Origin of the sequence: Buttiauxella agrestis, from assembly GCF_900446255.1 — a bacterium.
GTDB classification, from domain to species: Bacteria; Pseudomonadota; Gammaproteobacteria; order Enterobacterales; family Enterobacteriaceae; genus Buttiauxella; species Buttiauxella agrestis.
Window position 1 is genome coordinate 1289971 of the sequence record NZ_UIGI01000001.1, and the last position, 12803, is coordinate 1302773.

Annotated in this window: 12 protein-coding genes; 8 read left to right on the forward strand and 4 right to left on the reverse strand. The window is 51.2% G+C overall.

Annotation, left to right across the window (positions count from 1 at the left end; genetic code table 11):
• Nucleotides 1–7 precede the first annotated feature (7 nt).
• From napC to DY231_RS06090, 3 genes are all read left to right on the forward strand, one after another.
• The gene (napC, locus tag DY231_RS06080) at nt 8–610 is read left to right on the forward strand and encodes a cytochrome c-type protein NapC (protein WP_115627645.1); all 603 of its coding nucleotides are present in this window, start codon (nt 8–10) and stop codon (nt 608–610) included.
• Nucleotides 611–818: 208 nt separating this feature from the next.
• The gene (gene nudK, locus DY231_RS06085; RefSeq protein WP_115627646.1) at nt 819–1394 is read left to right on the forward strand and encodes a GDP-mannose pyrophosphatase NudK; all 576 of its coding nucleotides are present in this window, start codon (nt 819–821) and stop codon (nt 1392–1394) included.
• A gap of 147 nt (nt 1395–1541) precedes the next feature.
• On the forward strand, nt 1542–2585 hold the full coding sequence (locus DY231_RS06090) for a DUF1176 domain-containing protein (protein WP_115627647.1): 1044 nt from the start codon (nt 1542–1544) through the stop codon (nt 2583–2585).
• 143 nt (nt 2586–2728) lie between these two features.
• Here the strand turns inward: DY231_RS06090 and tkt are convergent, their stop codons facing one another.
• Together tkt and tal are read right to left on the reverse strand one after the other, a co-directional pair.
• Nucleotides 2729–4726, reverse strand: a complete 1998-nt coding sequence (gene tkt, locus DY231_RS06100) for a transketolase (protein ID WP_115627648.1) — start codon at nt 4724–4726, stop codon at nt 2729–2731.
• A 21-nt stretch (nt 4727–4747) separates the two neighbouring features.
• Complete coding sequence (gene tal, locus DY231_RS06105) at nt 4748–5698, reverse strand: transaldolase (RefSeq protein WP_115627649.1); 951 nt, start codon at nt 5696–5698, stop codon at nt 4748–4750.
• 258 nt (nt 5699–5956) lie between these two features.
• Here tal and maeB point away from each other — a divergent pair, with 258 nt between their 5' ends.
• On the forward strand, nt 5957–8236 hold the full coding sequence (gene maeB, locus DY231_RS06110; protein WP_115627650.1) for an NADP-dependent oxaloacetate-decarboxylating malate dehydrogenase: 2280 nt from the start codon (nt 5957–5959) through the stop codon (nt 8234–8236).
• A 1-nt stretch (nt 8237) separates the two neighbouring features.
• On the opposite strand, the gene hemF is transcribed toward maeB, so the two are convergent.
• Complete coding sequence (gene hemF / locus DY231_RS06115) at nt 8238–9143, reverse strand: oxygen-dependent coproporphyrinogen oxidase (RefSeq protein WP_115627651.1); 906 nt, start codon at nt 9141–9143, stop codon at nt 8238–8240.
• Between the two features lie 5 nt (nt 9144–9148).
• Nucleotides 9149–10021, reverse strand: coding sequence for an N-acetylmuramoyl-L-alanine amidase AmiA (gene amiA / locus DY231_RS06120; RefSeq protein WP_115627652.1), 873 nt, complete (start codon nt 10019–10021; stop codon nt 9149–9151).
• A 216-nt stretch (nt 10022–10237) separates the two neighbouring features.
• Between amiA and DY231_RS06125 the strand changes: the two genes are divergently transcribed.
• From DY231_RS06125 to DY231_RS06140, 4 genes are all read left to right on the forward strand, one after another.
• Nucleotides 10238–10663 carry a GNAT family acetyltransferase gene (locus tag DY231_RS06125; protein ID WP_172588658.1) on the forward strand — a complete coding sequence of 142 codons (426 nt, stop codon included), beginning with the start codon at nt 10238–10240 and terminating at the stop codon, nt 10661–10663.
• Nucleotides 10663–11109: a DUF2919 domain-containing protein gene (locus tag DY231_RS06130; RefSeq protein WP_115627654.1), complete on the forward strand. Its 447-nt coding sequence runs from the start codon at nt 10663–10665 to the stop codon at nt 11107–11109. Before DY231_RS06125 ends, DY231_RS06130 begins: the two co-directional genes overlap by 1 nt.
• A 64-nt stretch (nt 11110–11173) precedes the next feature.
• The gene (locus tag DY231_RS06135) at nt 11174–11749 is read left to right on the forward strand and encodes an RpoE-regulated lipoprotein (RefSeq protein WP_115627655.1); all 576 of its coding nucleotides are present in this window, start codon (nt 11174–11176) and stop codon (nt 11747–11749) included.
• Nucleotides 11750–11853: 104 nt separating this feature from the next.
• Nucleotides 11854–12753, forward strand: coding sequence for a Dyp-type peroxidase (locus tag DY231_RS06140; protein WP_115627656.1), 900 nt, complete (start codon nt 11854–11856; stop codon nt 12751–12753).
• Nucleotides 12754–12803 lie beyond the last annotated feature (50 nt).

The following is a 12803-nucleotide window of genomic DNA, read 5'->3' on the forward strand; positions in this document are numbered from 1 at the left end:
GGCCATTATGGATAAATCAACCCGAAAACCCGGCATCATCCGTCGTATATGGCAGTGGTGGCGTCGCCCGAGTCGCCTGGCACTTGGCACGTTATTGCTGATTGGTTTCGCTGGTGGGATTATTTTCTGGGGCGGCTTTAACACCGGCATGGAGATGACAAACCGCGAAGAGTTCTGTATCGGTTGCCACGAAATGCGCGCCAACGTCTACGAAGAATATATGCAGACGGTGCACTACAACAATCGCAGCGGCGTGCGGGCAACCTGCCCGGACTGCCACGTTCCACATGAGTGGGGGCCAAAAATCATACGTAAGATTCAGGCCAGCAAAGAGTTGTATGCCAAAGCATTTGGCTTAATCGACACGCCGCAAAAGTTTGATGACCATCGCCTGGCGATGGCACAAAACGAGTGGCGAAGGATGAAAAACAACAACTCGCAAGAGTGTCGAAACTGCCATAACTTCGATTATATGGATTTCACCGCGCAGAAAACCGTGGCGGCGAAAATGCATGATAAAGCGGTTAAAGATGGGCAGACCTGTGTGGATTGCCATAAGGGGATTGCGCATAAGTTGCCGGATATGAGCGAAGTAAAGTCTGGGTTTTAGTTGTTCTCGAAATTGATAATTTCCCCCTAAATAATTCGAGTTGCAGGAAGGCGGCCAGACTGCAAGTCCCCAGGAGCATAGTGAACTATGTGACTGGGGCGAGCAGTCGCAGCCAACGCATCTGCAGCTTGAAGTATGACGGGGAGCAAGACAAACGCTAAATCAAAGCCTATGATTATCGGCTCCCCTAACTCACTGTGGAGACGGTATGTCGATTAAAATTGAAGTCATCAAAGATAAAATCCTCTCAGATAATTACTTCATTCTGCGCAATATCACCTACGATCTATACCGTAACGAAGCCGAAGCTATCCGCCACAAACGAGAAGTTTATGACCGCGGTAACGGCGCGACCATGCTGCTCTATAATCGTGATAAAAAAACCGTGGTACTGACACGCCAGTTTCGTGTTGCAACATGGGTAAACGGTAATCCTGACGGCATGCTGATTGAAACCTGCGCGGGATTGTTGGACGCCGACGAACCGGAAGTGTGTGCGCGCAAAGAAGCTATCGAAGAAACCGGTTATGAAGTAGGGGAAGTCGAAAAAGTCTTTGAGCTATATATGTCGCCAGGCGGCGTGACCGAGCTGATTCACTTCTACATGGCGGAATACAGCGACGCCCAGCGTGAAAATGCCGGCGGCGGTATTGATGATGAAGACATTGATGTACTCGAATTGCCTTTCACCCGCGCCCTCGACATGGTGGCAACAGGTGAAATTCGTGACGGAAAAACGGTCATTCTGTTACAGCAATTGCAACTCCGTGGGATTATGAGTTAAAAGCATTTAAATTCAATGGATTACGGGTTTGTTATTTAAGGTGAATCTATCCGATAAATCCGATTGAGCGCAAACGTTAACCAGACGAAGATATCGCCACATTTTGTACATTAAATTCTCTTCGTCTTTTCAGGATATGTGTCGCCAATGGGTTTCCGGATTAATTCGCTGTTTCTCTTTTTATTCTTTATAGCGAGCTCCGTTTTCGCGGCACCTGCACAAAAGTCTTTTTCCGATTGGCAAGTTACCTGCAATAACCAAAATTTTTGTGCGGCCCGTAACACTGGGCTGCATCAAGGATTAGTCATGACGCTGACCCGCAGTGCGGGTGCGCATACCGATGCAACGCTGAGAATTGATCTCGGCAATATGACCATCGCAGAACCTAAAGCGCCGCCGATTGCGCCGCGCCTGTTGGTAGATGGTGAACCGTTGACGTTGGACTTAGCGAAATGGCAGGAAACAGCGCACCATCTCAAAACCAGCGATGCGGACGCGATTAACAGCTTCCTCGATAAAGTGGCGAACGCCGATGCGATTACGCTGGCGAATGGTCGGGGAACTATTTCACTTGCGGGTCTGAAAGCGTCATTGCTATTTATTGATAGCCAGCAGCAACGCGTAGGCAGTGAAACGGCCTGGATTAAGAAAGGTGACGATCCACCGCTGAGCGTGCCGCCTGCACCCGCGCTTAAAGAAGTCACACTGACAAACCCAACGCCAACGCCTTTAACGCAGGTGGAACTGAGTGATCTGCTGGATTACGGCACATGGCGCATGAACAACAGCCAGTGTTCGCTAGATCCCGCCCGTCGTGAAGTTCGTGTGTTTGCGCTCAGTGATGATAAAGCCTTGCTGATGACCGGTTGCGAAGCGGGCGCTTACAACGTGGTCGATCTCGCCTGGGTGGTATCACGGCAGAAACCCTTTGCGGCACGACAAATTCGCTTAAAACTGCCGTTTACGCCGGGGAGTGGAAACACTGAACTGGAGCTGATGAACGCCGGGTATGATGAAACCAACAAAGAGCTGATGACGCTTGCGAAAGGACGTGGCATCGGGGATTGCGGCGTTGCGACGCGCTGGCGTTTTGATGGCCAACGTTTCCGCCTGGTGCGTTATGCCGAAGAGCCTGCGTGCGATGAGTGGAACAGCAATGCGTCGTGGCCGACACTTTGGGTGACGAAGTAATCCCCGTCGTCTTTCAAGTTGCAGGTGTGTTGGCTACGTTCACTCACCCGAATCACTTACTCAAGTAAGCTCATCGGGATTCGTTCGCTTGCCGCCTTCCTGCAACTCGAAATCCATAGGGGATTCACAATATTTATTTTCGATTAAACGCCCAACACCTTCTTCGCCTTCGCCACTACATTCTCGGTCGTAAAACCAAAGAACGGGAACAACTTATCGGCAGGGGCTGATTCACCGTATGTTGTCATGCCGACAATCGCCCCTTTCAAACCCACATATTTGTACCAGTAATCCGCAATACCGGCTTCTACGGCGACACGCGCAGCCACATCAGAAGGCAGTACAGATTCGCGATATGCTTCATCCTGAGCATCAAAAATGTCCGTTGAAGGTAGCGAAACGACGCGCACTTTATGGCCTTCGGCGGTGAGTTTATCCGCAGCAAGCGTCGTGATTTCCATCTCCGAGCCGGTAGCAATCAGGATGACATCCGGTGTGCCGTCGCTATCTTTCAGGATATAACCGCCACGGCTAATCGCTTTGACTTGCTCCGGTGTACGATCCATTTGTGCGAGGTTCTGGCGCGAAAGAATCAGTGCCGTAGGGCCATTATGACGCTCGATAGCCGTTTTCCATGCAACCGCCGCTTCCACCTGATCGCACGGGCGCCAGGTACTGAAATTCGGCGTCATACGCAGGCTGGCAAGTTGTTCTACCGCCTGGTGTGTTGGGCCGTCTTCACCCAGTCCAATCGAGTCGTGGGTATAGACCATGATCTGTCGTGCTTTCATCAGAGCTGCCATACGCGCCGCGTTGCGGGCGTATTCCACAAACATCAGGAACGTTGCGGTGTAGGGCACGAATCCGCCATGGTGAGCAATCCCATTCGCGATGGCGGTCATGCCGAATTCGCGTACACCGTAGTGAATGTAATTCCCGGCGAGATCCTCTTTAATGGATTTGGACTCTTTCCAGATAGTCAGGTTGCTGGGCGCTAAATCCGCCGAGCCACCGAGCAGTTCCGGCAGGCCTGGACCATACGCATTCAGCGCGTTTTGCGAGGCTTTACGGGTAGCGATTTTTTCTGGATTAGCCTGCAATTTTTCAATGAAGTTTTGTGTGGTTTCCTGCCAGTTCTCTGGCATTTCACCGTGCATCCGGCGGTTAAACTCAGACGCTAAATCAGGATGGGCTTTGGCATAGGCCGCAAATTTATCGTTCCATGCCGCTTCTGCTTTCTCGCCTTTTTCTTTGGCGTCCCAGGCTTGATAAATCTCTTTCGGGATTTCAAACGCCGGGTAATTCCAACCCAATTGTTTACGCGCGAGCGCGACTTCCTGCTCGCCGAGTGCCGCGCCATGCGCCTCTTCTTTACCGGCTTTATTCGGTGAACCAAAACCGATAATCGTGCGGCAAATAATGAGCGACGGCTTGTCTTTCACGCTCTGCGCTTCTTCAATCGCTTTCTTCACGGCTTGCGGATCGTGTCCGTCAATTTCATGCACCACGTGCCAGTGATAAGCCTCGAAACGTTTGGCGGTGTCGTCGGTAAACCAGCCTTTAGTTTCGCCATCAATGGAAATCCCGTTGTGGTCGTAGAAACCGATGAGCTTGCCGAGGCCGAGAGTCCCTGCCAGCGAGCAAACTTCATGAGAGATGCCTTCCATCAGGCAGCCATCACCCATAAATACATAGGTGAAGTGGTCGACGATTTCGTGGTCGGGGCGGTTGAATTGCGCCCCCAAGGTGCGTTCCGCAATCGCCATCCCTACAGCGTTCGCTAAGCCCTGGCCGAGTGGCCCGGTGGTTGTTTCAACACCGGGCGTATAGCCAATTTCCGGGTGGCCGGGGGTTTTGGAGTGAAGCTGACGGAAGTTTTTCAACTCTTCCATCGGTAAGTCATACCCGCTCAGATGCAACAGGCTGTAGAGCAGCATCGAGGCGTGGCCGTTAGACAAAATAAAGCGGTCACGGTCAGCCCATGTGGGGTTCGTCGGGTTATGGTGCAGGAATTCATTCCATAACACTTCGGCGATATCCGCCATCCCCATCGGTGCGCCAGGGTGGCCCGAATTCGCTTTTTGTACCGCGTCCATACTCAGGGCACGAATGGCATTAGCAAGCTCTTTACGAGATGACATGTTTCACTCCGTGGTTGTCGTTCAAAGTTTGGCGGCGAGTAAATCTTCCAGTTTTCGTTGATCAATGGCGAACAGGCGAATGCCTTCTGCCAGTTTTTCGACTGCCATTGGGTCCTGATTATGCTCCCAACGGAAATCCGCTTCGCTAATCGGTTCCGGACGGCGGAAGCCCTGTGAACCGGGGACTAATTTGCGCACCACTGGTTCTTCGCTTTCCTGCAACTGTTGCAGCAGGTTAGGGGCGATAGTCAGGCGGTCGCAGCCCACCAGCGCCAGAATTTGTTCGGTACGGCGGAAACTCGCGCCCATCACAATGGTGCTGTAATTGTGCTGCTTAAAGTAATCATAGATATTGCGCACCGATTTGACGCCCGGATCTTCTTCAACCACATACGGGTCCATCGGTTTGCGTGCCTGATACCAGTCGTAAATACGGCCAACAAACGGTGAAATCAGGAATACGCCCGCTTCGGCACAGGCGCGCGCCTGGGCAAAAGAGAACAGCAGCGTCAGGTTGCAGTCGATGCCTTCTTTTTGCAGTTCTTCCGCGGCACGAATACCTTCCCAGGTTGAAGCAAGCTTGATAAGAACTCGTGATTTATCAATGCCAAGCTCTTCATATAGCGCAATTAAATGGCGGGCTTTGGCGATGCTTTTTTCTTTATCAAACGAGAGGCGGGCGTCCACTTCTGTTGAGACGCGTCCAGGAATGCTTTTCAGAATTTCCGCACCAAAATTGACTGCCAGTTTGTCACAGGCTTGCGCCACCTGGGCTTCTTGCGTGCCACCGCATTTCTTTCCATAGGCAATGGCATCATCAATCAGTGATTGATAGTGTTCCAGACCCGCTGCTTTCAGTAATAGCGAGGGGTTGGTGGTCGCATCAATAGGCTGGTAATGGCGGATAGATTCGATGTCACCGCTGTCGGCAACAACGGTGGTGAATTTCTTAATACTGTCTAGCTGACTCATAACTATCTCCTTGATATACAGATTGTTACTTGAATACTCCATGTCATTCGCGACGAAAATTCATCGTTGGCATAACTAAAAAGCATAGCAGATAGGTCTGGCATTGTTGTTAATGGTAGCTAACATAGTCACTCTGATTTTCTAACATTTTTACCTGGCGTTGCTGATAGTATGGCGACGTTCAAAGTTTAGAGAGCGCGCAAGCGCGATACTACTTGGCCTTACCGACCCTTTAGAGTGATAAAAAGGAACGAAGAAATGGATGAACAACTGAAGCAAAGTGCCCTCGATTTTCATGAATTTCCTACCCCCGGAAAAATTCAGGTATCCCCAACCAAACCTTTAGCCACCCAGCGTGACCTGGCTTTGGCTTACTCTCCGGGCGTGGCGGCACCTTGTCTTGAGATAGAAAAAGACCCATTAGCAGCCTATAAATACACGGCGCGTGGCAACCTGGTCGGTGTGATTTCTAACGGCACCGCGGTGCTGGGGTTGGGTAATATCGGTGCGCTGGCGGGCAAGCCAGTGATGGAAGGTAAGGGCGTTCTGTTCAAGAAATTTGCCGGTATTGATGTATTCGATATCGAAATAGATGAGATGGATCCGGATAAACTCATCGATGTAATTGCCTCCCTGGAACCCACATTTGGTGGCATCAATCTTGAAGATATCAAAGCGCCAGAGTGCTTCTATATCGAGAAAAAACTGCGCGAACGCATGAACATTCCTGTGTTCCACGACGATCAGCACGGCACTGCAATTATCTGTACCGCTGCGGTGCTTAACGGCCTGCGTGTGGTCGAGAAGAATATCTCTGATGTGCGGTTGGTGGTTTCTGGCGCGGGCGCGTCTGCCATTGCCTGTATGAACCTGTTGGTGCAACTGGGTATTCAAAAACACAACATTGTGGTTTGCGACTCGAAAGGCGTTATCTACAAAGGCCGTGAAGAAAACATGGCAGAAACCAAAGCGGCTTACGCGGTGGAAGATAACGGCAAACGCACGCTTGATGAAGTGATTGAAGGCGCGGATATTTTCCTCGGCTGTTCTGGCCCGAAAGCCATGAGCCAGGAAATGGTCAAGAAAATGGCACGCGCGCCACTGATTCTGGCGCTGGCTAACCCGGAGCCGGAAATCCTGCCGCCGCTGGCAAAAGAAGTGCGTCCGGACGCGATTATTTGTACCGGCCGTTCTGACTTCCCAAACCAGGTCAACAACGTGCTGTGCTTCCCGTTCATCTTCCGTGGCGCGCTGGATGTCGGTGCAACGGCAATTAATGAAGAGATGAAACTGGCGGCCGTTCACGCCATTGCAGAGCTGGCTCACGCCGAACAAAGCGACGTGGTGGCTTCTGCTTACGGTGAGGAAGAGCTGACTTTCGGCCCTGATTACCTGATTCCAAAACCGTTCGACCCGCGTCTTATCGTGCAAATTGCACCGGCTGTGGCGAAAGCGGCAATGGACACCGGTGTGGCAACGCGCCCGATTCAGGATTTCGACGCTTACCGTGAAAAACTGACCGAGTTCGTCTACAAAACTAACCTGTTCATGAAGCCGATTTTCTCCCAGGCGCGTAAAGATCCAAAACGCGTGGTGCTGACCGAAGGTGAAGAGGCGCGTGTACTACATGCGACTCAGGAACTGATTACGTTAGGGCTGGCGAAACCGATTCTGATTGGCCGCCCGGCGGTTATCGAAATGCGCCTGAAGAAACTTGGGCTGCAAATGCAGGCTGGGCGCGATTTCGAAATCGTGAACAACGAATCCGATCCACGCTTCAAAGAGTACTGGAACGAGTACTACAACATCATGAAACGCCGTGGCATTACGCAGGAGCAGGCGCAACGTGCGGTGATCAGCAACACGACAGTTATCGGCGCGATTATGGTTCATCGCGGTGAAGCGGATGCCATGATTTGCGGCACTATTGGTGAGTATCACGAGCATTTCTCGGTGGTAGAAAAGCTGTTCGGCTACCGTGAAGGCGTGAAAGCCGCCGGGGCGATGAACGCGCTGTTGCTGCCAAGTGGAAACACCTTTATTGCTGATACCTACGTCAATGACGATCCATCGCCGGAAGAACTGACAGAAATCACGTTGCTGGCGGCAGAAACGGTGCGTCGTTTTGGTATTGAGCCAAAAGTCGCGCTGCTATCGCATTCCAACTATGGTTCTTCCGATTCAAAAGCCGCCTGCAAAATGCGTGCGACGCTTGAAATGGTGCGCGCGCGTGCGCCTGAGTTGGAAATCGACGGTGAAATGCACGGTGACGCCGCGCTGGTGGAAAGCATCCGTAACGATCGTATGCCAGACAGCCCGCTGAAAGGTTCGGCAAATATTCTGATCATGCCAAACGTCGAAGCGGCGCGTATCAGCTACAACTTGCTGCGCGTTTCCAGTTCTGAAGGGGTTACTGTTGGGCCAGTATTGATGGGCGTGGCGAAACCGGTGCATGTGTTAACACCGATTGCGTCTGTTCGTCGTATTGTGAATATGGTAGCGCTGGCGGTGGTTGAGGCACAGACCGTTCCGCTGTGATTTAAACCCAATCCTTAACTGGCAAGAAATCACGATACAAGGCAGCCTCCGGGCTGCCTTCTTCTGGCTGATAGTTATATTCAAAACGCACCAGCGGCGGCATCGACATTAAAATCGATTCGGTGCGCCCGCCCGTCTGTAAACCAAAGAGCGTTCCACGATCCCATACCAGGTTAAATTCCACATAACGGCCACGGCGATAAAGCTGGAAATTACGCTCGCGCTCGCCCCACGGCAACGCTTTACGGCGTTCAACAATCGGCAGATAGGCATCCAGATAACCGTTTCCTACGGCCTGCATAAAGCTGAAGCAATGGTCGAAATCTGGCGTATTGAGGTCATCGAAGAACAAGCCGCCGATGCCGCGCTGTTCGTTGCGATGCTTAATAAAGAAGTAATCGTCACACCATTTTTTGTAACGAGGAAAAACGTCGTCACCAAACGGCTGGCACAAGTCATGCGCTGTTTTATGCCAGTGAATCGCATCTTCTTCAAAACCGTAAAACGGCGTTAAATCAAAACCGCCGCCAAACCACCACACCGGATCACAGCCTGGCTTTTCCGCAATGAAAAAACGCACGTTAGCGTGGCTGGTGGGAATGTACGGATTGAGTGGATGCACAACTAACGACACGCCCATCGCTTCAAAACTACGCCCGGCGAGTTCCGGGCGATGAGCGGTGGCGGATGCTGGCATGGCATCGCCATGAACGTGGGAGAAATTAACGCCCGCTTGCTCAAAGATATTCCCACCGCGCAACACCCGAGTGCGCCCGCCGCCACCGCCTTCGCGTTGCCAGGTGTCTTCTTCAAACGTGGCACCGTCAACCTGGCTTAGTTGCTGGCAAATGGTGTCCTGCAATTGCAGCAGGAATTGTTTTACGGCGTGAATGTCTGGTGAGTTCATAGGGTTCAACGTTTTTTGCTGTGAGCTTTCTGGTTATCAAACCAATGGAAGTAACTAATGATGCCTGAGGCAATGGCGCTGGCAATTTTCTGACGGAACGCCGGGGTACCTAACAACTTTTCTTCACCTGGATTGGTGATAAAAGAGGTCTCCACCAGTACAGACGGAATGGACGGTGATTTCAATACCACGAATGCCGCCTGTTCGGTGTTACGGCTATGCAGCTTATGCACTGGCTTGATTTGCTTGAGGATATGCGAGCCAAGCGTCAGGCTATTTTTAATGGTATCGGTTTGTACCAGGTCGAACAGCACCTGCTGGAGATACTGATCTTTGTGTTTTACTTTGCTGCCCGCCACATCATCGGCGGCGTTTTCTTTGTCAGAAAGGTATTTTGCCATCGCGCTACTGGCTCCGCGATTGGAAAGGGCAAACACCGACGCACCGGCAGCGGATGGGTTTGTAAAACCATCGGCATGAATCGACATAAACAGATCGGCACCGTGTTTATGGGCGATTTCTACGCGATCGTACAGCGGGATGAATTCATCGCTGGTGCGTGTGAGTTTGGCCTCTATCCCATTGCTTTTAAGAATGTTTCTTACATTTTTTGCAATGGCCAGAACGACATGCTTTTCTTTGGAACCATTATGACCAATCGCGCCGGTATCAATTCCGCCGTGGCCTGGGTCAAGCATCACTACTCTGCGGGCACCCGATTTTTTGGTCGGTTTACTGTGATTAGTGGTGGTTTTAAGGGGTTTAGTCTCGGAGCTGGCCAAAGCCTTGTTTACGCCCGTTAACGTTAAGGCAGCCAAACCAGTAAGCAGTAACTGGCGGCGGGTGGTCAGGTGCGTCAGTGATTTAATTTTGCTCATGCGGCTAATATTTTTATCTTAAAAATTGCTGATAGGCATTTATAGCGTATCGCTAAACGGTAAACGACAAGCATTTTCCTGAAATGATTATCTTTTCATTTCAATAAATGAATGAGAGGGAAGTATGCCATTTTTTACCCGCTTTTGCGGCAGATATTGGCTAAACGCCAAGTTAACGCCATAATCAGGTTTTTAGACTTTCAGGTGGCTAATACCATGGAAATACGTGTTTTTCGCCAGGATGATTTCGAAGAAGTCATTACGCTTTGGGAACGTTGCGACTTACTGCGTCCGTGGAACGATCCTGAAATGGATATTGAACGCAAACTCAACCATGACGCCGATCTGTTTTTGGTGGCCGAAGTGGGCGGTGCAGTCGTTGGCTCATTAATGGGCGGCTACGACGGACACCGCGGCTCTGCTTATTATCTCGGTGTGCATCCAGAATATCGGGGGCGCGGTATCGCTAATGCGCTGTTAAGCCGTCTTGAGAAAAAGCTTATCGCCCGCGGCTGCCCAAAAATTCATATCATGGTGCGCGAAGAAAACGACCTGGTGATTGGCATGTACGAGCGTCTCGAATATGAGCAGCAGGATGTGGTTTTACTCGGCAAACGTCTGATTGAAGATCAAGAATATTAATGCCTTATCTCTATCCACCTTCGGATTACGATACACACGGTAATCTGAAAACACCCTTTTTGTTTTGGTGCATCCTCCTGTTGCAGGCGCGAACCTGGTTTGTGTTAGTGCTGGCGGCGGCGTCCCGTCAACAGGGCGATGCCATTCTCGGTGTGTTCTATCCCGAGCGCGACAATTTTTGGTATGGGCTTTTGCCCGGTGTTCCTGCGGCCCTGGCCTTTATGATTAGCGGTCGCCGCCATTTGTATCCGCGATTATGGTCAGCCTGGCGTTGGGTGTTAATCGCCGCGCAGGCAGGCGTTTTGGCCTGGCAACTTTGGTTGATATGGCAGGGGGAAGAACTCACCCCGGTGACGTTAGCGCTGCTGATTGCCGATATTTTTGCCCTGTGGTGGTTGTGTACCAGCCGCCGATTACGCGATTACTTCACCCTTAGCCGTGAATAACCTGGCACTTTTGGGAAAGTTTGCACTCCAAAGCGCGTACCCATGCTTAATAAAGGAATTTCTAATGAAAACTCTGCGCCTGATGCTAGTAGGGCTGCCACTGCTTCTGAGCGGTTGTTCGACGCTGTCTTCTGTCAACTGGTCTGCGGCAAATCCCTGGAACTGGTTTGGTTCATCGCTTGAAGTGAGCGAGCAGGGAGTGGGTGAGTTAAATGCCAGCACGCCGATGGATGAAAAGGCCGTCAGCAGCGCTTTGAATGACAATTATCGTCTGCGCAGCGGCATGAAAACCGATAATGGCGAGATTGTCCGATTCTTTGAAGCGATGGACGATAAAACCGTGATGGTTATCGTCAACGGCGAGAAGGGCACCGTCAGCCGCGTTGATGTATTGGATAGCGACATCGAAACCGATAGCGGCGTGAAGATTGGCACCACCTTCAGCGATCTCTACGACAAAGCATTTGGCGCGTGTGTCAAAGGGGCTGGAGATGATAGCGAAAGTGTTGAGTGTAAGGCTAAAGACAGCCAGCACATCAGCTACATTTTTAGCGGCGAATGGCATGGCGGGCAGGAGTTGATGCCGTCTGACGATACGCTCAAAACCTGGAAGGTCAGCAAAATTATCTGGCGTCGATAAAAATTAACGCCTGGTTTGCGCCTTCTCAAGAAGGCGTAGCCGTAATTGGGTATCATAAGGGAATAAACGCCACGTAGAGTGGCGTATGTTTTTTTGGAGGATTCATGTCTCGTGTTCAATCTGGCATTCTGCCGGAACATTGTCGCGCCGCCGTTTGGCTGGAAGCGAGTATTCAGGGCGATTTCGATGCCATTCGCCAGGGCTGCAAAACCTTTAATCAATCGCTCAGTGCGCTTCAGGATAAATTCCCGGATGCTAACTTAGGCGCGGTGGTGGCGTTTGGTCACGACTTATGGCGCGATTTAAGCGGCGGCGTGGGTGCGATCGAGCTGAAAAACTTTGCTCCGTTGGGCAAAGGCCTGGCACCGGCGACTCAGCATGATGTGATGATCCACATTCTTTCTCTGCGACATGATGTGAATTTCACTCTGGCGCAAGCGGCACTGGCTGCATTTGGCGACGCGCTGAAAATTGAAGAAGAAATCCACGGTTTCCGTTGGGTTGAAGAACGTGACCTGAGCGGTTTTGTTGATGGTACTGAAAACCCGCAGGGCGAAGAGACTCGCCGTGAAGTGGCTGTGATTAACGACGGTGTGGATGCGGGCGGCAGCTACGTGTTTGTGCAGCGTTGGGAACATAATCTCAACCAGTTAAACCGCATGAGCGTTCACGATCAGGAAATGATTATTGGCCGTACTAAAGAGGCCAATGAAGAGATTGACGGTGACGAGCGCCCGGAAACCTCTCACTTAACCCGTGTCGATTTGAAAGAAAACGGCAAAGGCTTGAAGATTGTACGCCAGAGCCTGCCATACGGCACCGCCAGCGGCCCGCATGGCCTGTACTTCATCGCTTATTGTGCGCGTTTGCATAACATCGAACAGCAGTTATTGAGCATGTTTGGCGAAACCGACGGTAAGCGTGACGGCATGTTGCGTTTTACCAAACCAGTGACCGGTGGTTATTACTTCGCGCCTTCTTTAGATAAGCTATTGAGCCTGTAGAGTAAAATGGTGGATGGCGCTTGCGCTTATCCCCCCTACAACGGCTGTCA